Source organism: Lentibacillus amyloliquefaciens, from assembly GCF_001307805.1.
GTDB lineage: Bacteria > Bacillota > Bacilli > Bacillales > Amphibacillaceae > Lentibacillus > Lentibacillus amyloliquefaciens.
Genome location: NZ_CP013862.1, coordinates 2,262,467 through 2,282,707, shown reverse-complemented (window position 1 = coordinate 2,282,707; position 20,241 = coordinate 2,262,467). Strand labels below are relative to the sequence as shown.

General features: G+C 45.9%; 15 protein-coding genes, 14 tRNA genes and 3 rRNA genes. 27 read left to right on the top strand and 5 right to left on the bottom strand.

Translation table 11 applies throughout. The annotated features are described in order from the left end of the window. Positions 1–140: 140 nt before the first annotated feature. The 23 genes from AOX59_RS11395 to tsaD all read left to right on the top strand — a co-directional run bounded on the left by AOX59_RS11395 (position 141) and on the right by tsaD (position 11,570). On the top strand, positions 141–611 hold the full coding sequence (locus AOX59_RS11395) for a SprT family protein (protein WP_068445630.1): 471 nt from the start codon (positions 141–143) through the stop codon (positions 609–611). 213 nt (positions 612–824) lie between these two features. Then, positions 825–899, top strand: a tRNA-Asn gene (locus tag AOX59_RS11390). Positions 900–904: 5 nt separating this feature from the next. Then, positions 905–995, top strand: a tRNA-Ser gene (locus AOX59_RS11385). 6 nt (positions 996–1,001) lie between these two features. After that, positions 1,002–1,073 (top strand) — tRNA-Glu (locus AOX59_RS11380). Positions 1,074–1,099: 26 nt separating this feature from the next. Then, positions 1,100–1,176, top strand: a tRNA-Asp gene (locus AOX59_RS11375). Between the two features lie 5 nt (positions 1,177–1,181). After that, positions 1,182–1,256: transfer RNA gene (locus tag AOX59_RS11370), tRNA-Gln, on the top strand. A 248-nt stretch (positions 1,257–1,504) separates the two neighbouring features. Beyond that, positions 1,505–1,580 (top strand) — tRNA-Lys (locus AOX59_RS11365). A gap of 5 nt (positions 1,581–1,585) precedes the next feature. Then, positions 1,586–1,667: transfer RNA gene (locus AOX59_RS11360), tRNA-Leu, on the top strand. 54 nt (positions 1,668–1,721) lie between these two features. Beyond that, positions 1,722–1,805 (top strand) — tRNA-Leu (locus tag AOX59_RS11355). A 58-nt stretch (positions 1,806–1,863) separates the two neighbouring features. Continuing rightward, positions 1,864–1,940: transfer RNA gene (locus tag AOX59_RS11350), tRNA-Arg, on the top strand. 5 nt (positions 1,941–1,945) lie between these two features. Next, positions 1,946–2,022, top strand: a tRNA-Pro gene (locus AOX59_RS11345). 178 nt (positions 2,023–2,200) lie between these two features. Beyond that, positions 2,201–2,274, top strand: a tRNA-Gly gene (locus AOX59_RS11340). A gap of 4 nt (positions 2,275–2,278) precedes the next feature. Next, positions 2,279–2,352 (top strand) — tRNA-Ile (locus tag AOX59_RS11335). Positions 2,353–2,513: 161 nt separating this feature from the next. Continuing rightward, positions 2,514–4,082 (top strand): 16S ribosomal RNA (locus AOX59_RS11330). A 149-nt stretch (positions 4,083–4,231) separates the two neighbouring features. Further along, positions 4,232–7,158 (top strand): 23S ribosomal RNA (locus AOX59_RS11325). 144 nt (positions 7,159–7,302) lie between these two features. Next, positions 7,303–7,418: ribosomal RNA gene (gene rrf / locus AOX59_RS11320) — 5S ribosomal RNA — on the top strand. The 16S, 23S and 5S rRNA genes sit together here with 14 tRNA genes alongside, the layout of an rRNA operon. Positions 7,419–7,443: 25 nt before the next feature. Beyond that, a tRNA-Met gene (locus AOX59_RS11315) sits at positions 7,444–7,520 on the top strand. A gap of 119 nt (positions 7,521–7,639) precedes the next feature. Beyond that, positions 7,640–7,716 (top strand) — tRNA-Asp (locus tag AOX59_RS11310). A 250-nt stretch (positions 7,717–7,966) separates the two neighbouring features. After that, positions 7,967–8,941, top strand: a complete 975-nt coding sequence (gene thiL / locus AOX59_RS11305; protein WP_068445626.1) for a thiamine-phosphate kinase — start codon at positions 7,967–7,969, stop codon at positions 8,939–8,941. Positions 8,942–8,945: 4 nt separating this feature from the next. Next, entirely contained in the window at positions 8,946–9,407 is a 462-nt protein-coding gene (gene tsaE / locus AOX59_RS11300; protein ID WP_068445624.1) for a tRNA (adenosine(37)-N6)-threonylcarbamoyltransferase complex ATPase subunit type 1 TsaE, read from the top strand. 12 nt (positions 9,408–9,419) lie between these two features. Further along, the gene (gene tsaB / locus AOX59_RS11295; RefSeq protein WP_068445622.1) at positions 9,420–10,121 is read left to right on the top strand and encodes a tRNA (adenosine(37)-N6)-threonylcarbamoyltransferase complex dimerization subunit type 1 TsaB; all 702 of its coding nucleotides are present in this window, start codon (positions 9,420–9,422) and stop codon (positions 10,119–10,121) included. Then, the gene (gene rimI, locus AOX59_RS11290) at positions 10,114–10,563 is read left to right on the top strand and encodes a ribosomal protein S18-alanine N-acetyltransferase (protein WP_068445620.1); all 450 of its coding nucleotides are present in this window, start codon (positions 10,114–10,116) and stop codon (positions 10,561–10,563) included. The genes tsaB and rimI overlap by 8 nt, the downstream gene beginning before the upstream one ends. Further along, positions 10,560–11,570, top strand: a complete 1,011-nt coding sequence (tsaD, locus tag AOX59_RS11285; RefSeq protein ID WP_068445618.1) for a tRNA (adenosine(37)-N6)-threonylcarbamoyltransferase complex transferase subunit TsaD — start codon at positions 10,560–10,562, stop codon at positions 11,568–11,570. Before rimI ends, tsaD begins: the two co-directional genes overlap by 4 nt. 278 nt (positions 11,571–11,848) lie before the next feature. Here tsaD and AOX59_RS11280 read toward each other — a convergent pair whose 3' ends face one another. After that, positions 11,849–13,765 carry an ABC-F family ATP-binding cassette domain-containing protein gene (locus AOX59_RS11280; protein WP_068448293.1) on the bottom strand — a complete coding sequence of 639 codons (1,917 nt, stop codon included), beginning with the start codon at positions 13,763–13,765 and terminating at the stop codon, positions 11,849–11,851. A 212-nt stretch (positions 13,766–13,977) separates the two neighbouring features. Here AOX59_RS11280 and moaC point away from each other — a divergent pair, with 212 nt between their 5' ends. Together moaC and AOX59_RS11270 are read left to right on the top strand one after the other, a co-directional pair. After that, on the top strand, positions 13,978–14,487 hold the full coding sequence (gene moaC, locus AOX59_RS11275) for a cyclic pyranopterin monophosphate synthase MoaC (protein WP_068448291.1): 510 nt from the start codon (positions 13,978–13,980) through the stop codon (positions 14,485–14,487). Beyond that, positions 14,474–15,106 (top strand): redox-sensing transcriptional repressor Rex, encoded by a 633-nt coding sequence (locus AOX59_RS11270; RefSeq protein ID WP_068445617.1) that lies wholly within the window; start codon positions 14,474–14,476, stop codon positions 15,104–15,106. The genes moaC and AOX59_RS11270 overlap by 14 nt, the downstream gene beginning before the upstream one ends. A gap of 154 nt (positions 15,107–15,260) precedes the next feature. Here the strand turns inward: AOX59_RS11270 and AOX59_RS11265 are convergent, their stop codons facing one another. Beyond that, a complete protein-coding gene (locus AOX59_RS11265) occupies positions 15,261–15,464 on the bottom strand; it encodes a YdiK family protein (RefSeq protein ID WP_068445613.1) in 204 nt (67 codons plus the stop codon). A gap of 6 nt (positions 15,465–15,470) precedes the next feature. Next, a complete protein-coding gene (locus AOX59_RS11260) occupies positions 15,471–16,184 on the bottom strand; it encodes a CPBP family intramembrane glutamic endopeptidase (RefSeq protein WP_068445612.1) in 714 nt (237 codons plus the stop codon). Between the two features lie 279 nt (positions 16,185–16,463). Here AOX59_RS11260 and groES point away from each other — a divergent pair, with 279 nt between their 5' ends. After that, on the top strand, positions 16,464–16,748 hold the full coding sequence (gene groES / locus AOX59_RS11255) for a co-chaperone GroES (protein WP_068445610.1): 285 nt from the start codon (positions 16,464–16,466) through the stop codon (positions 16,746–16,748). A 53-nt stretch (positions 16,749–16,801) separates the two neighbouring features. Beyond that, positions 16,802–18,436: a chaperonin GroEL gene (gene groL / locus AOX59_RS11250; protein ID WP_068445608.1), complete on the top strand. Its 1,635-nt coding sequence runs from the start codon at positions 16,802–16,804 to the stop codon at positions 18,434–18,436. 225 nt (positions 18,437–18,661) lie between these two features. Here groL and AOX59_RS11245 read toward each other — a convergent pair whose 3' ends face one another. Further along, positions 18,662–19,171 carry a cupin domain-containing protein gene (locus tag AOX59_RS11245; protein WP_068445606.1) on the bottom strand — a complete coding sequence of 170 codons (510 nt, stop codon included), beginning with the start codon at positions 19,169–19,171 and terminating at the stop codon, positions 18,662–18,664. Positions 19,172–19,484: 313 nt separating this feature from the next. After that, on the bottom strand, positions 19,485–20,231 hold the full coding sequence (locus tag AOX59_RS11240) for an SDR family oxidoreductase (protein ID WP_068445605.1): 747 nt from the start codon (positions 20,229–20,231) through the stop codon (positions 19,485–19,487). Positions 20,232–20,241 lie beyond the last annotated feature (10 nt).

Genomic DNA, 20,241 nt, shown 5'->3' with positions numbered 1-20,241 from the left:
ACAAATCTATCAAAAATCAATTATTAAAAATCAATCTTTATTTAAAATTATTGTAAATAAACAAGCTGGAAAAATGAGTATTTCATAACCTTAACTGCTATGGTAGAATATGATTGATTAGCCAATGAGGGATGATATTCATGAGTCTGCTGGATGAAAAAGAACTGAATGAAGTCGTGCATGACATATCAATGAAGTTTTTTGGCAAGCCATTTAGAGATAAGGCAATATATAACTACCGGCTCAGAACAACCGGCGGCCGGTATCTTCCCGTTAAAAGAACAATAGAGCTGAACCCTAAGTATACGGCGGAGTTTAATGATAATGAAGTAATCGGGATTATCAAACATGAATTATGTCACTATCATCTTCATATAGAAGGAAAAGGTTTCAAACATGGTGACAAGGATTTTAAAGAGCTGTTAAAAGCAACCGGATCACCAAGGCACTGTTCGCCATTGCCATCTGCAAAAAATCGTTTCAAGTATATTTATAAATGTGCAGATTGTGGTCATTCGTACAAGCGTGTGCGTAGAGTTGACTTGAAGAAATACAGATGCGGAAAGTGCGGAGGCAAGCTAGTTTTGAATGCCAGTCTTAACAATGGCTGAGAATAATTATGAATTTTGACTTGTGCCATGTTGACGCGAGGTAACTTGCATGTTAAATTATATAAGCCTTAAATAATGGCAGGGAAAAAAACAGCTTTCGACAGGCTGTCAAAAATCTCTCTTTCAAAACTATTGACATTAACAGTCATCTATTGTATTATATTTTTCGTCGCAGTCATTCATAGCTTTTGGATGACGTGCCATTTCAATTATTCCACAGTAGCTCAGCGGTAGAGCAATCGGCTGTTAACCGATCGGTCGTAGGTTCGAACCCTACCTGTGGAGCCATTTACGGAGAAGTACTCAAGTGGCTGAAGAGGCGCCCCTGCTAAGGGTGTAGGTCGTGTAAACGGCGCGAGGGTTCAAATCCCTCCTTCTCCGCCATATCATGGCCCGTTGGTCAAGCGGTTAAGACACCGCCCTTTCACGGCGGTAACACGGGTTCGAGTCCCGTACGGGTCATTGTTTTTTCTTATATTAATTGGTTGGGTCCGGTAGTTCAGCTGGTTAGAATGCCTGCCTGTCACGCAGGAGGTCGCGGGTTCGAGTCCCGTCCGGACCGCCACTTGTTGGGCTATAGCCAAGCGGTAAGGCATCGGGTTTTGATCCCGTGATTCGCTGGTTCGAATCCAGCTAGCCCAGCCATTTTGAATATAAAAAATGACGAACAGTATATATAGTAAATTATAATTTTTAACCGAAATTAAAATAACAATCTTATTATAAAGAGTTATTAGCTAGCCGCTCACATCACTGAACAGGCTGCTGTGTGCAGGCTTATTAGGAGTACGGATTCAACGAATTAAGTTGCAACACGACAAGTATTATAGAACTTCGGATTATCCCGGATCATCATTTTAAAAATGAAATTAAGATAGCAACCTAATTATAATGAGCCATTAGCTCAGTTGGCAGAGCATCTGACTTTTAATCAGAGGGTCGGAGGTTCGAATCCTCCATGGCTCACCATTTTTGCGGATGTGGCGGAACTGGCAGACGCGCTAGACCCAGGATCTAGTGTCTTACGACGTGGGGGTTCGACTCCCTTCATCCGCACTTTCATTTGTTTATATTGCTGTGTTGACCACGGCATTTTTCTTTGTTTGACACGCGGTCGTGGCGGAATGGCAGACGCGCTAGGTTGAGGGCCTAGTGGGAGTTAATCCCGTGGAGGTTCAAGTCCTCTCGACCGCATTAAAATTATTGTTGACAACCTTTCATTTGCATGGTATATTGGAGGATGTCGCTTTGAGCGCCCGTAGCTCAATTGGACAGAGCGTCTGACTACGGATCAGAAGGCTAGGGGTTCGACTCCTCTCGGGCGCACCATTAAACGGGAAGTAGCTCAGCTTGGTAGAGCACATGGTTTGGGACCATGTGGTCGCAGGTTCAAATCCTGTCTTCCCGACCACCCGAGAGAATATCAGTTAAGTTGAAATATATCATGCAGGTGTAATTTTATGGTAAAGCCTCAGCCACGAGCAAAGCTTCCACCGAATACGCTTCGAGTTGCGAGGAGCGCGAACTTCTCCGAATGCACTTGCAACGCGACGAGCATGAGGGAAAGTTTGAAAAAACAATTATATTATGCGGGTGTAGTTTAGTGGTAAAACCTCAGCCTTCCAAGCTGATGTCGTGGGTTCGATTCCCATCACCCGCTCCATTTAGGGCCTGTAGCTCAGTTGGTCAGAGCGCACGCCTGATAAGCGTGAGGTCGGTGGTTCGAGTCCACCCAGGCCCACTTTGCTCCTTGAAAACTGAACAAAACAACCAGTATGACAAACGAAGTCAGAGGTAAGAAGTTGAAGGATCAGCTGAGCTGATTTGATGCAAACTTTTACCCCTTGAATCAATTTTTGTAAGCTAAGACTGAGATTGATCGGTGTCAATTTCGGACAAACTTTTTTGGAGAGTTTGATCTTGGCTCAGGACGAACGCTGGCGGCGTGCCTAATACATGCAAGTCGAGCGCGGGAAGCAGGCAATCGCCCTTCGGGGCGTGCGCTTGTGGAACGAGCGGCGGACGGGTGAGTAACACGTGGGCAACCTACCTGTAAGACGGGGATAACTCGTGGAAACGCGAGCTAATACCGGATAATGCTCATGGCTGCATGGCCAGGAGCTGAAAGGGCGGCCTTTGGCTGCCGCTTACAGATGGGCCCGCGGCGCATTAGTTAGTTGGTAAGGTAAAAGCTTACCAAGGCGACGATGCGTAGCCGACCTGAGAGGGTGATCGGCCACACTGGGACTGAGACACGGCCCAGACTCCTACGGGAGGCAGCAGTAGGGAATCATCCGCAATGGACGAAAGTCTGACGGTGCAACGCCGCGTGAGTGATGAAGGTTTTCGGATCGTAAAACTCTGTTGTCAGGGAAGAACACGTGCTGTTCGAAGAGGGCAGCACCTTGACGGTACCTGACCAGAAAGCCCCGGCTAACTACGTGCCAGCAGCCGCGGTAATACGTAGGGGGCAAGCGTTGTCCGGAATTATTGGGCGTAAAGCGCGCGCAGGCGGTCTTTTAAGTCTGATGTGAAATCCCGCGGCTCAACCGCGGGCGGTCATTGGAAACTGGAGGACTTGAGTGCAGAAGAGGAGAGTGGAATTCCACGTGTAGCGGTGAAATGCGTAGAGATGTGGAGGAACACCAGTGGCGAAGGCGACTCTCTGGTCTGTAACTGACGCTGAGGTGCGAAAGCATGGGTAGCGAACAGGATTAGATACCCTGGTAGTCCATGCCGTAAACGATGAGTGCTAGGTGTTAGGGGGTTTCCACCCCTTAGTGCTGAAGTTAACGCAATAAGCACTCCGCCTGGGGAGTACGGCCGCAAGGCTGAAACTCAAAAGAATTGACGGGGGCCCGCACAAGCGGTGGAGCATGTGGTTTAATTCGAAGCAACGCGAAGAACCTTACCAGGTCTTGACATCCTCTGATGGCGGTAGAGATACCGTGTTCCCTTCGGGGACAGAGTGACAGGTGGTGCATGGTTGTCGTCAGCTCGTGTCGTGAGATGTTGGGTTAAGTCCCGTAACGAGCGCAACCCTTGATCTTAGTTGCCAGCATTCAGTTGGGCACTCTAAGGTGACTGCCGGTGACAAACCGGAGGAAGGCGGGGATGACGTCAAATCATCATGCCCCTTATGACCTGGGCTACACACGTGCTACAATGGATGGAACAAAGGGCCGCGAAGCCGCAAGGCCAAGCCAATCCCATAAAACCATTCCCAGTTCGGATTGCAGGCTGCAACTCGCCTGTATGAAGCCGGAATCGCTAGTAATCGCGGATCAGCATGCCGCGGTGAATACGTTCCCGGGCCTTGTACACACCGCCCGTCACACCACGAGAGTTGGCAACACCCGAAGTCGGTGAGGTAACCTTTTCAGGAGCCAGCCGCCGAAGGTGGGGCCAATGATTGGGGTGAAGTCGTAACAAGGTAGCCGTATCGGAAGGTGCGGCTGGATCACCTCCTTTCTAAGGATTAATAAGGAACATACTGGGTTGTTTGGTTCAGTTTTGAGGGAGCAATCCCCTTAATTTAAGAAGTTGTACCTTGAAAACTAAATAAGAGCAAGACATTCAACGACATTGAAATGACGCGTTCGTTAAACGAACGCAAACTTAGTTAAGTGATTAAGGGCGCACGGTGAATGCCTTGGTACCAGGAGCCGATGAAGGACGGGACTAACACCGATATGCTTCGGGGAGTCGTAAGTAGACTGCGATCCGGAGATTTCCGAATGGGGCAACCCGCTGTCCGTAATGGGGCAGTGCTTGTGTCTGAATCAATAGGGCACAAGCGGCACACCCGGGGAACTGAAACATCTCAGTACCCGGAGGAAGCGAAAGCAAGAGCGATTTCCCGAGTAGCGGCGAGCGAAACGGAAACAGCCCAAACCGGAAAGCTTTGCTTTCCGGGGTTGAAGGACACGCCACAGGAGTTATCAAGAAACGTTTTAGGCGAATTGACCTGGAATCGTCAGCCAAAGCGGGTAAGAGCCCCGTAGCCGAAAAGACGTTTCCTCCGGCGTGGATCCTGAGTACGGCGGAACACGAGAAATTCCGTCGGAATCCGGGAGGACCATCTCCCAAGGCTAAATACTCCCTGGTGACCGATAGTGAACCAGTACCGTGAGGGAAAGGTGAAAAGCACCCCGGAAGGGGAGTGAAAAAGAACCTGAAACCGTGTGCCTACAAGTAGTCGAAGCCCGTTAATGGGTGACGGCGTACCTTTTGTAGAATGGACCGGCGAGTTGCGATCGTATGCAAGGTTAAGTGTTAAGCACGGAGCCGAAGCGAAAGCGAGTCTTAAGAGGGCGTAAGCAGTATACGGTCGCAGACCCGAAACCGTGTGATCTACCCATGTCCAGGGTGAAGGTCAGGTAACACTGACTGGAGGCCCGAACCCACGTATGCTGAAAAATGCGGGGATGAGGTGTGGGTAGGGGTGAAATGCCAATCGAACACGGAGATAGCTGGTTCTCTCCGAAATAGCTTTAGGGCTAGCCTCAAGGTTAAGCGTACTGGAGGTAGAGCACTGATTGGACGAGGGGCCCTCACCGGGTTACCGAATTCAGTCAAACTCCGAATGCCAGCGACGCATCCTTGGGAGTCAGACTATGGGTGATAAGGTTCATAGTCGAGAGGGAAACAGCCCAGACCGCCAGCTAAGGTCCCTAAGTATACGTTAAGTGGAAAAGGATGTGGAGTTGCTCAGACAACCAGGATGTTGGCTTAGAAGCAGCCATCATTTAAAGAGTGCGTAATAGCTCACTGGTCGAGTGACTCTGCGCCGAAAATGTACCGGGGCTAAACGTATCACCGAAGCTGCGGATTGTTCTGTTAGAACAATGGTAGGAGAGCGTTCCAAATGCTGCGAAGTCAGACCGTGAGGACTGGTGGAGCGTTTGGAAGTGAGAATGCCGGTATGAGTAGCGAAAAAAGAGTGAGAATCTCTTTCACCGAATGCCTAAGGTTTCCTGAGGAAGGCTCGTCCGCTCAGGGTTAGTCGGGACCTAAGCCGAGGCCGAAAGGCGTAGGCGATGGCCAACAGGCAGATATTCCTGTACCACCTCGTGAACGTTTGAACGATGGGGGGACGCAGCAGGATATGGAAAGCGCACTGTCGGAATTGTGCGCCCAAGCAGTGAGGGAGTTGAGCAGGTAAATCCGTTCAACAATCTCAAGCTGTGACGGGGAGGGAAATTGAGTACCGAAGTTCCAGATTCCACACTGCCAAGAAAAGCCTCTAGTGAGTTCACAGGTGCCCGTACCGCAAACCGACACAGGTAGGCGAGGAGAGAATCCTAAGGTGATCGGGAGAACTCTCGTTAAGGAACTCGGCAAAATGACCCCGTAACTTCGGGAGAAGGGGTGCTCGTCATGAGAGATGAGCCGCAGTGAATAGGCCCAAGCGACTGTTTATCAAAAACACAGGTCTCTGCGAAGCCGAAAGGCGAAGTATAGGGGCTGACACCTGCCCGGTGCTGGAAGGTTAAGGGGATGCGTTAGCGCCTTCGGGCGCGAAGCGCTCAACCGAAGCCCCAGTAAACGGCGGCCGTAACTATAACGGTCCTAAGGTAGCGAAATTCCTTGTCGGGTAAGTTCCGACCCGCACGAAAGGTGCAACGACTTGGGCACTGTCTCAACGAGAGACCCGGTGAAATTATACTATGCGTGAAGATGCGCATTACCCGCGACTGGACGGAAAGACCCCGTGGAGCTTTACTGCAGCCTGATATTGAATGTTGGTACAGCTTGTACAGGATAGGTGGGAGCCGTCGAAACGTGAGCGCCAGCTTACGTGGAGGCACCCGTGGGATACCACCCTGGCTGTACGGACATTCTAACCCCGGACCGTGACCCGGTCCGGAGACAGTGTCAGGCGGGCAGTTTGACTGGGGCGGTCGCCTCCCAAAGTGTAACGGAGGCGCCCAAAGGTTCCCTCAGAATGGTTGGAAATCATTCGCAGAGTGCAAAGGCAGAAGGGAGCTTGACTGCGAGACCTACAAGTCGAGCAGGGACGAAAGTCGGGCTTAGTGATCCGGTGGTTCCGCATGGAAGGGCCATCGCTCAACGGATAAAAGCTACCCCGGGGATAACAGGCTTATCTCCCCCAAGAGTTCACATCGACGGGGAGGTTTGGCACCTCGATGTCGGCTCATCGCATCCTGGGGCTGTAGTCGGTCCCAAGGGTTGGGCTGTTCGCCCATTAAAGCGGTACGCGAGCTGGGTTCAGAACGTCGTGAGACAGTTCGGTCCCTATCCGTCGTGGGCATTGGAAGTCTGAGAGGAGCTGTCCTTAGTACGAGAGGACCGGGATGGACACACCGCTGGTGTACCAGTTGTTCCGCCAGGAGCATAGCTGGGTAGCTACGTGTGGCAAGGATAAGTGCTGAAAGCATCTAAGCATGAAGCCCCCCTCAAGATGAAACTTCCCATCACATTAAGTGAGTAAGATCCCTCAGAGACGATGAGGTTGATAGGTCCGAGGTGGAAGCGTGGCGACACGTGGAGCTGACGGATACTAATCGATCGAGGACTTAACTAACCCGCAAAAAACGTTGAATGAAGCTCTTATTTAGTTTTCAGGGTGCAAATTTGTCAAAACCCCTTGCATTTTCTGGTGAAAATGCCTATAATAATTCTTGTCCGTCAAAACGGAAGAGACGACAGCACGATAGAAATGACAAAGTCTGGTAGCGATAGCGGAGAGGTCACACCTGTTCCCATGCCGAACACAGCAGTTAAGCTCTCCAGCGCTGATGGTAGTTGGGGTTTAACCCCTGCAAGAGTAAGACGCCGCCAGGCATTTCATTTCAATACTTTCTTATACCGCGGGGTGGAGCAGTCTGGTAGCTCGTCGGGCTCATAACCCGAAGGTCGCAAGTTCGAATCTTGCCCCCGCAACCAAAATACTTCAACTTAAAATATCGAATATATATCAGTGCAAGTTGAAGATAAGTAGTGCTGTGAAGTGCAACCAAAAAATTAACAAATCGCACCATTAATGTGATTAATATTTGCCAACTGGTCCGGTAGTTCAGTTGGTTAGAATGCCTGCCTGTCACGCAGGAGGTCGCGGGTTCGAGTCCCGTCCGGACCGCCATTTATGAATATAATTGGCTGATGATGAATGAAATGAACTTATTTTTCAAGAAATACATAAATTAACCGGCCGTTTCCAGAGCAAAGGAAACGGCCTTATTTGTTTAAAACTATTTTTCAAAATTTGACTCAGTTATTACAGGATATGTTCAGCATTATACTTAAAAATCGTATCCCTATGATCGTTAAATTTCATTTTTGTGCTGTATTTGCTATCATAAATATAGTTAATACTAAAATGGTGGTATACAATGAATGAATTTGAATTTATTGATTCAATTAAACAACATACCTATAAACAACCTTCAGTTATAAAAGGTGTGGGGGACGATGCAGCGGTTTTCCGACAGACTTCCCGGGATATCGTGACTGCTGTTGATACGTTTGTTGAAGGTGTTCATTTCTCAAGATCAACGATGAATCCTTTCCACATAGGATATCGGCTCCTTGCGGTTAATATCAGTGACCTCAGTGCAATGGGGGCGATTCCTGCATTTTATCTTGTATCAATTATTATCCCGGATTCCTGGAACAATGAGGAATTGGCCGGTATCTATCAGGGGATGGCTGAAATCGCTGCAGATTACCGGATGGATTTAATCGGTGGTGACACTGTATCCGGTGGTGATTTGACACTATCTATAACGGTAATTGGTTATGTTGATCGAGGAAAGGCTCGATACAGAAGCACAGCAAAAAACGACGATATTGTCTTTGTAACGGGCACTCTCGGGGATTCTGCAGCCGGTTTTTATATGCTGAACAACCCTGGTAACTATACAAATGAAACGTTTTATCATCAAAGACACCGCATGCCTGATATGAGATCTGACTTTGCAAATGAACTTGGCGCGCTCTCGCGTGTTACACTCAACGATATAAGTGACGGCATTGCTAGTGAGGCACATGAAATTGCTGAAGCTTCCCGCATAAGTTTAACCATTTATGAAGATAAACTGCCTGTCAGCATGAATTTTAATCAGTTTAGCGCAGATCAGCAACATGAATGGAAACTGTATGGCGGTGAAGACTTTGAATTGTTGGGGGCCGTTTCAAGGAATGAATGGGAGACGTTACAGGATATCGCTGCTGAAACAGGCACGCAGGTTACTGAGGTAGGGTATATAGATGACGCAAATGATGATGAATATGATGTGTGGCTGAAGGACCGGAATAATCATAAGCAACTGTTGAAAAAAAGGGGTTATACCCATCGAAGCAGGTGACATAATGAGCAAGTATCAATTTAAAACACATTCTGATATTGAAACAAGGAACGTCGCGGAAAGACTGGCATTATTACTGAAACCTGGTGATGTTGTAACGCTGGAAGGTGACTTGGGCGCCGGCAAGACGACTTTTACAAAGGGGCTTGCCAACGGGCTTGGAATTAAACGAACAGTTAACAGCCCCACATTTACAATGATTAAAGAATACCATGGGGAAATGCCACTTTATCATATGGATGTTTACCGGTTGGAAGACTCTGAGGAAGATATCGGTTTTGAAGAATATTTTAATGGAAATGGCATATGTGTTGTGGAATGGGCACACTTTATTGAAAGGTATCTTCCGTCAGAATATTTAGCTGTCAATCTGTCATATATAAATGAAACGACGCGTTTATTGGATTTTCGACCAATGGGCGAACATTATGAATCGGTTGCACATAAAGTGGCCGGTTATCTGTGAGGAGCCGCTGGAATGAATATACTTGCGATGGATACATCAAACCAAGCACTTGGGGTTGCTTTGCTGAAAGACGGCCAGTTAATTGGTGAAGTCATGACAAACTTAAAAAAGAATCATTCGGTTCGGCTTATGCCGGCCATTAATCAGTTGATGCACGACGTTGATATGACACCGCAGGATTTGGATAAGATTGTTGTTGCGAAAGGGCCTGGATCTTATACAGGCGTGCGAATTGGACTGACAACGGCAAAATCAATGGCATGGGCGCTTGACATACCGCTCGCAGGCATCTCAAGTCTTGAGGTGCTTGCCTGGCAGGGGTACTTTTATAATTCGTATATTTGCCCGTTTTTTGATGCGCGGCGCGGGCTTGTCTATACCGGATTATATGAAATGCAGAATGGAAAACCTGAGTTGGTTCGTGATGAGAATAACATCATGATGGAAGACTGGCTGAAAGAACTTGCCAAAACAAATCAGGACGTGTTGTTTTTAAGTCCGGATATCGAATTGCATCGTGAATTAATTAAAACGTATTTGGGAAGGCGGGCAGTCATTGCAGAAGGCCCATTTCAATTGGCCTCGCCTGCCGATTTGGCCTGCGCGGGAATAGATAAAACAGCCGAGTCCACCCATACATTGATCCCCAATTATTTGCGGCTTGCTGAGGCGGAAGCGAACTGGCTGAAGAAGGTACAGGAAAGCGATGACTGAAGTTGTTGTACGGCAGATGGAGCTGACTGATATTGATGATGTGATGGCCGTTGAGACAGAATCATTCACGGCTCCGTGGCCAAAGGATGTTATACTGCATGAACTGACTAATAATCAATATGCACATTATTATGTCATTCTTCTGGATCAGCAGGTGGTTGGCTATTCGGGTTTGTGGCATGTCATTGACGATGCACAAATCACCAATATTGCGATTGCCCCCACCTGCAGAGGTAAAAAGTTAGGGGAAACACTATTTTTCTATACGCTGGAAGCGGCAATAAAGCTTGGTGCCAAAAGGCTTTCGCTGGAAGTCCGTGTTTCCAACACAATTGCTCAGCGGATGTATCGAAAATTCGGGCTCGTTCCTGGCGGTATTCGTAAAAATTATTATACGGATGATCAGGAAGACGCCATTGTTATGTGGGTGAATTTATCATGAACAAAGATGTATATATCCTCGGAATTGAAACAAGCTGTGACGAAACGGCAGCTGCAATCGTTAAAAATGGAACAGACATCATCTCGAATGTGGTGGCGTCCCAAATTGACAGCCATAAACGATTCGGCGGGGTTGTTCCAGAGATTGCATCCCGTCATCATGTTGAACAAATCACAATTGTTATCGAAGAGGCATTTCAAAAAGCAAATCTATCCTGGGACGATATTGATGCGATTGCTGTAACAGAAGGTCCCGGCCTTGTTGGCGCTTTACTGGTAGGTGTTAATGCTGCTAAAGGGCTGGCGTTTGCGAAACAGAAACCATTGATTGGCGTTCATCATATTGCCGGACATATTTATGCCAATCGTTTCGAACGTGAATTTGAATTTCCGCTGTTGGCATTGATTGTTTCCGGCGGTCATACGGAACTCGTCCTGATGGATGAGCACGGATCATATGAATTGATTGGTGAGACACGTGATGATGCTGCAGGCGAGGCGTATGACAAGGTTGCCCGAGTGCTGGATTTGCCATACCCCGGCGGCCCTCAGATTGACCACTTGGCGCGGGAAGGTGAGGAGTCGATTAATTTTCCACGGGCGTGGCTGGAAGAAGACAGTTTTGATTTCAGTTTCAGCGGGTTAAAATCATCGGTTATCAACACGATTCACAATGCCTCACAGCGCGGTGAAACCTTTAATAAGGAAGATGTGGCAGCCAGTTTCCAGAAGAGCGTTGTTGACGTATTGACTGCCAAAACATACAAAGCCGCAGCACAATATAACGTGGAGCAGGTAATTGTGGCCGGTGGTGTTGCGGCAAATCAGGGTCTGCGACAAGCTCTTGAGGCCAAATTCAGTGAGACGACTATCCCACTGCTTATTCCGCCGCTTAATTTGTGTACAGATAATGCAGCCATGATTGCTGCAGCAGGATTTGTCACCTATCAGCAGGGAAAACGATCCGGATGGGATTTAAACGCGAATCCATCACTAATGCTTAATTAATATCCACACGCTTATCCATAGCAGTGTGGATATTTTTTATAGATTCCGGTTTGTTCACTTTTAAAGTGTGGATTATAATTGTGGATAATCAGGGGTTTTCTTGTGGGAAATGTGTATAAGTGAAGTGGAAACCCGTCTAATCATTGTTAACTTGTGCATATGTGTGTGGATGGATTTCTTTGAATGACAGGTCTTATTTATTAAACAAACGTTTGATTAACAAACGAAAACAGCCTCGCTCACGTTGAACCAGGCTGTTTTCGTTTAATTGTTATAAGTCATTCCTGCAATGTTGTCCATTCTTCCATCAGCTGGTCGATTTCTTGTTTTAATTCGCTTGTCTGTTTAGTCAGCTCGAGCGATTTTTCATGATCTTCATAAACTTCGGGCTCGGTCATTTTTTGCTCCAGTCCAGCCAGTTCAGCTTCCTTCTGTTCAATCGTTTCTTCGAGTTCATTGATCCGGCGTTCCTTCTTCCGCTGCTGTCGCTGCAGCTGCTTGTCTTCGTGAAATTTACTTTTCTGCTGGTCCGCAGTGCTAACAGTCTCTTTGGATTGCTGCAGTTTTTTAATTTCGATTTCTTCCTGCTTTTTTTCAGTGTAATAGTCATAGTCGCCCAAGTAGACTGTTGAGCCGTCTTGTCGCATTTCAACGACCTTATCAGCAATTCTGTTGATAAAATAGCGATCGTGGGATACAAAAATAATTGTTCCCGGGAAATCCATCAAAGCGGCTTCCAGAACTTCTTTGCTGTCGATATCCAGATGGTTGGTCGGTTCGTCCAGAACGAGCAAGTTAGCTTTTTCCATCATCAGCTTTGAAAGGGACAGCCGCGCTTTTTCACCGCCACTCAGGGAATGGACGGTTTTAAGGACGTCCTCACCTGAAAATAAAAAATTCCCCAATACGGTGCGAATGTCTTTTTCATCTGTATCGGGATACAAGTCCCATAATTCATCAAGCACAGTCTTGGCTGATGCTAACATTTCCTGTTCCTGATCATAATAGCCGATTTGAACGTTCGTGCCGATTTTGATTGTACCTGTATTCGGCTTAAATTCCCCAAGAATCGTCTTCAGTAATGTTGACTTGCCGACACCATTCGGGCCGACCAGCGCAAACCGCTCACCGCGGTTCATATGCAATGTGAGATTGGAAAACACGGGCTCATCCGTTTCGTACTGAAAGGCCAGCTCATCGATTTTCAGTACATCATTCCCGCTTGCCCGGTTTATTTTAAATGAAAAGTTTGCTGATTTTTCATCACCTTTTGGCGCATCCAGTTTTTTCATTTTAGCGAGCTGTTTCCGCCGGCTTTGGGCACGCTTTGATGTGGATGCCCGGGCAATATTGCGCTGGATAAAATCTTCCATGCGTTTAATCTCGGTCTGCTGTTTTTCATATTCTTTCAGTTCCTGTTCATAATCAAGCGCACGCTGTTTTAAATAATAGCTGTAGTTCCCATTATATTTTTTGGAGTTATTCCGGCTTATTTCATAAACGATTGAGACCGTTTTATCAAGGAAATAGCGGTCGTGCGAAACGATCAGGACAGCGCCAGGGTAACTTGTCAGGTAATTTTCCAGCCAGGCCATTGTATCGATATCCAGATGGTTGGTCGGTTCGTCCAGAATCAATAATTCCGGCTTTTTTAAAAGCAATTTGCCAAGCGACAGACGTGTTTTCTGACCGCCGCTTAATTCATTGATCGGCGTATTATAATCATAATCCTGAAAATTCAACCCTGTCAGGACAGCTTTTATGTCGGCTTCATACCGGTACCCGCCGGCTTCATCGAATGCTTGCTGTTTCCTGTCGTAATCAAGCAGCAGCTGATCATATTCCTGCCTGGAAAGCGAAGCCGTCTGCTTCATTTTTTCTTCAAGCGTTCTGAGTTCTTGCTGCTGATCCAGCAAATAATCAAATACCTCCATCATTTCATCCCAAATCGATTTATCTGATTCAAGACTGCTATGCTGAGTCAAATAACCTATGGAGAGCCCTTTTGGCTTAAATATTTCACCTTCATCATACGGCATTTCTTCAGCCATAATTTTGAGAAGGGTTGATTTTCCGGCACCATTTCTCCCGACGATTGCGATCCGGTCATTTTCTTTTATTTCAAGTTTTATATTCGATAGGATTTCTTCAGCTCCGAATGACTTGGATAAATTATTGAGCTGCATTAATATCATCATTGTTCACCTCTTTTATACGTTCAAAAAAACAGCCGTTTCAGCCTTCTTGCTTCTAACTTGGCAAGCTTTTTGAACATCCATTAACAAGTGTACCGTACTATGATTTAAAAGGGCAATCATATTGTGAATTTGTGAAATAAATCACGACTCAGGGATGGATTTTTGATAGAATAGGCATTAGGTGATAAAGAAGAATGGAGCTGAGACATATGTCTGATTTCACACATTTTAACGAACAAGGCAGAGCCCGCATGGTTGATATCAGCGAAAAGAGTGAAACGGAACGGACGGCATCTGCTGTGACCAGTATACATGTGACAGAAGAGATTTACGATAATATATCAGCAAATACAATGAAGAAGGGCGATGTGCTGGCAGTCGCCCAGGTAGCAGGGATCATGGCCGCCAAAAATACATCACAGTGGATTCCGATGTGTCACCCGCTGCAATTAAAAGGGACCGACATTTCATTTGAGTGGAATATAGATGACAATCATTACGAATTGCAGATAGAAGCATCAGTTAAAACAAAAGGATCGACGGGTGTTGAGATGGAAGCGCTGACAGCGGCTTCTGCAACGGCGCTGACGGTTTATGATATGTGCAAAGCGCTTGATAAAGGAATGGTCATTGGTGAGACTTATTTAGTTTCCAAAACAGGTGGCAAATCAGGTAATTACAAACGGGAATCAGGGAGGACTGACAGTGGAACAGAATAAAATACCACAAGCTACTGCGAAGCGCTTGCCATTATATTACAGATTTTTAAATAATTTAAATCACCAGGGGAAAAAACGTGTTTCATCCAAGGAGCTGAGCGAGGCGGTTAAGGTTGATTCAGCAACTATCAGAAGGGACTTTTCCTATTTTGGGGCATTGGGAAGGAAAGGTTATGGCTATAATGTCGAGTATTTGCTCGGATTTTTCCGAAAAACGCTTGACCAGGATGAGTTGACTGAAGTGGCTCTGATTGGAGTGGGCAATCTCGGGACAGCCTTTTTGCATTATAATTTCCTTAAAAACAATAATACCAAAATTGTTATGGCGTTTGATGCGGACCCTTCCAAGGTTGGAGCAGACATTGGCGGTGTATCGGTTTATCCGATTGAAGAACTTGAGGAAAGAATGGAGGCTATATCGGTTGCTATTTTGACAGTACCGGCCGGTGAAGCGCAATCGATTACGAATCGGCTAGTTGATTTCGGCATCTCGGGGATTCTTAACTTCACACCGGCCAGGATAACCGTTCCATCCAATATCCGCGTTCACCATATTGATTTGGCAGTGGAATTGCAGTCATTGGCGTATTTTTTGAAGCATTATCCGTTGAAGAAATAATTAATGTTATCCGGCAAATCTTCTCATCATTTGAATTGTTTCCTTTTCAATCTATTATGAAGTTTGACGTGCTCAATTGATGCCAATTGAAACACAGGAAGCGTCAATCCAGTTATTGAACGAATGAAAACGACAAAAGAAGCAGTGCCCGGCACTACTTCTTTTTATTATTCTTTTTAACTTTGAAGTGGATGACAAACATGCGTATGCTGACGCCGAAATCAAGTGTGGCCAAAAAGGCGAGCAGAATAGTGATGAAATTCCATATCGTCTCCTCTGCAGACAGGATTGCTACATAGGTGAATAATATACCAACGAGAAAATAAAGGAAACCCATTGTTATTGGTGAAAATTTCATATGACATTAGCCTCCAATAAAAATCATTTGCATTTGTTCCAATTGTTCCATCATCTTTTCGATATCTTGTTGGTCAAGGGCTAATTGCACAATAACCGAAATGGAATTCATCGCCATATGCACAATGATTGGTACAATAATACGTTTCGTTTTCACATACAGGAATGCAAACACAAACCCAATCCCTGAATATATAAGGATATGTTGCGGCTCGCCATGAATGATTCCGAAAATCAGTGCCGAGAGAAGGGCCGAGATGAAAAAATTCCACCGTTTATAAAACTGCCCGAATATGATTTTGCGGAAGATAAGCTCTTCCAGTATCGGCGCGATAATGGCCGTAATGATCATGAAAGCCGGAACGGTCCGTGTAATGTTCATAATTGTTTCTGTGTTTTCAGAACCAGGCGAAATCCCCAGTACCGTCGTTTCGATAATTGTTGCCAGGTAATTGGCGGCATAAGCCATAAACAGACCGGCAATTGACCAAATAATCATTTCGCCGGTTCCTGAGGCATTTCGCTGCGGCTCTGTTTTCATATCAGGCCGCATGAGCCATAAAACAACGAAAAGTGCAGCCACAAAACTGAACATTGTCCAATAAATCGTAGCATCAGTAAGGCCGAGCGGTGTCAGGAAATAAAGCAGCGGCGCAAACAGAAGGCCGGAAAATTGCATAATAATGTATGTTAAAATCACATACCAGTAACGTCTAGGCAAAATAAAACGACTCCTTTAGCAAGCAGTTGTTATTCAGTATATGCTTTCTTGGGTAAATTTAAGAAAAAACACCATCGTTTATTTTAGCATATTTTGCCCAAGCATTATATCAGAACGGGCTGGGCGATTTGTTATTGTTTTTTTGAAAAATATTAACCATAAATACTTGCATTTTAAGCGCGAATTATTTATTATATAAATTGGAATTAGCACTCGATGTATTGGAGTGCTAACAAACACTTTTAAATACATGAAAAAGGAATTAAGGAGGTTGTCGGCATGATTAAACCACTAGGAGATCGTGTTGTAATCGAACTTGTGGAGCAAGAAGAGACAACAGCAAGCGGTATCGTTCTTCCAGACTCAGCACAGGAAAAACCGCAGGAAGGCAGTGTTGTTGCAGTAGGTTCCGGCCGGACAGCAGACAACGGTGAAAAAGTTGCGCTTGAGGTCAAAGAAGGGGATCGTGTCATTTACTCTAAATTTGCCGGAACAGAAGTGAACTACTCCGGAAAAGAATACTTAATTCTGCGTGAAAGCGACATCTTGGCTGTAGTGGAATAATTTATAGCTGAATCAATGTCAGGACATAGATAAAATTCAAGGAGGCGTTTTAAATGGCTAAAGAACTAAAATTTAGTGAAGAAGGCCGCCGTGCCATGCTTCGCGGTGTTGATACACTGGCAGATGCTGTCAAAGTAACATTGGGACCAAAAGGCCGCAATGTTGTATTGGATAAAAAATTCGGTTCACCGCTAATCACCAATGACGGTGTAACGATTGCCAAAGAAATTGAACTCGAAGACCAATTTGAAAACATGGGTGCACAGCTCGTATCCGAAGTCGCATCCAAAACAAATGACGTTGCCGGTGACGGTACAACTACTGCGACCGTCCTTGCTCAGGCTATGATCCGTGAAGGCTTGAAAAACGTGGCATCCGGCGCTAACCCGGTTGGTGTCCGTCGCGGTATCGAACAAGCCGTTGAAGCAACTGTTAACCAATTGAAAGGTATTTCTGAGCCGATTGAAGGCAGAGAATCCATTTCTCAGGTTGCAGCTATTTCTTCCGATGATGATCAGGTCGGCAACCTGATTGCTGAAGCGATGGAACGTGTCGGCAATGATGGTGTTATTACTATCGAAGAATCAAAAGGCTTCAATACTGAACTTGAAGTTGTCGAAGGTATGCAATTCGACCGCGGGTACGCTTCCCCATACATGGTAACCGACCAGGATAAAATGGAAGCTGAATTGGAAGATCCGTACGTTCTGATTACCGATAAGAAAATCGGCAATATCCAGGAAGTATTGCCTGTACTGGAACAGGTCGTTCAGCAAGGCAAGCCAATTTTGATCATTGCTGAAGATGTTGAAGGTGAAGCTCTTGCGACACTGGTTGTCAACAAACTGCGCGGCACATTTAACGCAGTAGCTGTTAAAGCACCAGGATTCGGTGACCGTCGTAAAGCAATGCTTGAAGACATTGCAACAATGACCGGCGCTGAAGTCATCACAGAAGACCTTGGTCTTGAGCTGAAGAACGCAACAATGAACCAGCTTGGCCGTGCCAACAAAATTGTTGTGACAAAAGACAACACAACCATTGTTGAAGGTGCCGGCGACCCTGAAGGAATCACCCAGCGTGTATCACAGGTCCGTGCACAAGCTGAAGAAACAACATCTGACTTTGACAAAGAAAAACTGCAGGAACGCCTTGCGAAAATGGCAGGCGGTGTAGCGGTCATTAAGGTCGGTGCAGCAACTGAAACTGAATTGAAAGAACGTAAACTCCGGATTGAGGATGCGCTCAACTCTACACGCGCCGCCGTTGAGGAAGGGCTTGTTTCCGGCGGTGGAACAGCGTATATCAATGCTCTGGCTAAAATCGGTGCACTCAATCTGACTGGTGATGAAGCAACAGGTGCTAACATTGTCCTGCGTGCACTTGAAGAACCAATCCGTCAGATCGCGCACAACTCCGGCCTTGAAGGCTCTATCGTTGTTGAGCGTCTGAAAGGCGAAGACCTCGGCGTTGGCTTCAACGCATCAAACGGCGAATGGGTTAATATGGTTGACGCCGGAATCGTTGACCCGACAAAAGTTACCCGTTCAGCACTGCAAAACGCAGCTTCTGTTTCAGCGATGTTCCTGACAACCGAGGCAGTCGTCGCTGACATGCCTGAAGAAAATGATGGCGGCGGCGGAGCACCTGACATGGGTGGCATGGGAGGTATGGGCGGCATGATGTAAGCATGCTCCCACCTCTGTCATGACAGGGTTTTGCATCTTTGCAAAATCAAAAATGTCACAAGAAAGTACAGCTTTTAATGCAAAAAGGACGTTTCCCTTAAGTGGGAGCGTCCTTTTTCAATATCTCAGTTAGATGTGTTATGCAAGAATACGGCCAGAGAGTGATGCAAAAATAGACTTCATGACACTCCGGTGAGCTCTGGCGTCTTGACTGGAGTTTTTTTCTTAAGTTTGCCAATACGTAAAAATCGGTCCATTTCCACCAAACAATGGATCGTAATCCGGCAAAGGTACTTGCTTGATATTCTGCAGCTTTTCAGGTCGTTCATCTGAATAGCCATAGCAAAAATCATAATCTTGCCCGTTAGGATACGCGCCAATGACTTCAAAGTCTTCACTGCCTTTCAAACGCTTGTGTCCAAATCCGGCTGGAAGGATGATAGTATCCCCTTGCCCGATATTCACTTGAGCACCTTGTTCTCCCCCCAGAAGAAGCCACCCCGATCCCCTGGCCGCTACGAGAACTTCATGTGAGTTACTGTGATAGTGGTGATAAGGAGCAACAACACCGCGCCAAGCACCAAGCCAATTGTTCTGGGCTAAAATATCTATTGGCTGGTCTTCGTGAGTCATGACATTTTTATATAACAACAACGGAAATGACGGGTTGTTAGGTATGCAGCCGTCATCTTCGTATTTAAACGGCTCTATTATGATGTCTGTTGCCTGTTTCATTACTTATCCTCCTCGTGAAATGGACTTGTTCTTCACCTAGCATCGGCATTTCCACATCATTCATTATTCAATAATATCTGTTTCATAATCAATGTTTCTCCTTTATTCATAGGAAAATGTCAAAGGCCAGTTTAAATTTCTCACTGACCTCTGTGAAAAGCTGCAATGTTTTTAATGCCTTTAAAATAGGCGTTTCTCCACCAATCATAACAAAGGCTTTTTCAATTGTTTGGTTATTCTCAAGCGAAGCAATAATTCCCGCAGCAACATCCTTACGAGAATTATTTCTTTTACATTCATGAAATTCATCTCGTTACCAAGGTTGCGTTGTCGGTCCAATCGTAAATTCATTAACATTGGTATCTTCCGGCTGGTCGATTGCAAACGCGACCACGTTGGCAACACGGTCTGGACCGATTTCATATTGATTGTACATCGCATTTGCACCTTTTGCGGTTTGTTCATCCGTGATTGTTTCAAGTAACTCCGTTTTGATGGCAGCTGGATAAATGGTCGCTGTTCTTATGTTAGTTCCTTCTTGTGCGGATTCCATACGCAGGACTTCCATCAAATCGCGAACAGCCCATTTTGTTGCACCATAAACAGCACCACCAGGGTAAGCTTTGAGCCCAGCTACAGAAGAGGTTGTAATCACATGACCGGATTTTTGTTGCTTAAATTCCGGGAGAATTGCTTCGATCCCATTTAAAACACCTTTTATGTTTACATCAACCATTTGGTTCCATTCATTGCTCTTCAGTTCTGATAATGGAGAATTCGGCATTAAACCGGCATTTAAAAAGATGACATCCACTTTTCCAAATTCCTTTTTTGGGTATTCAACTAATTTCTGATTATCTTCTGCTTTTGTAAAATCCGTTACTTGGTAAATGTCTTGCCCTCCGGCTTTTGAGATAGCTTCCGCCAATTCTTGTAATTTATCTCCACGACGAGCACCTAATACGACTTTCGCGCCTTTTGATGCTAATAATTTTGCGGTAGCCTCGCCAATTCCTGAGGAAGCACCTGTAATAACAACTACCTTGTCTTTGGTTGCCATAGTGTAATCT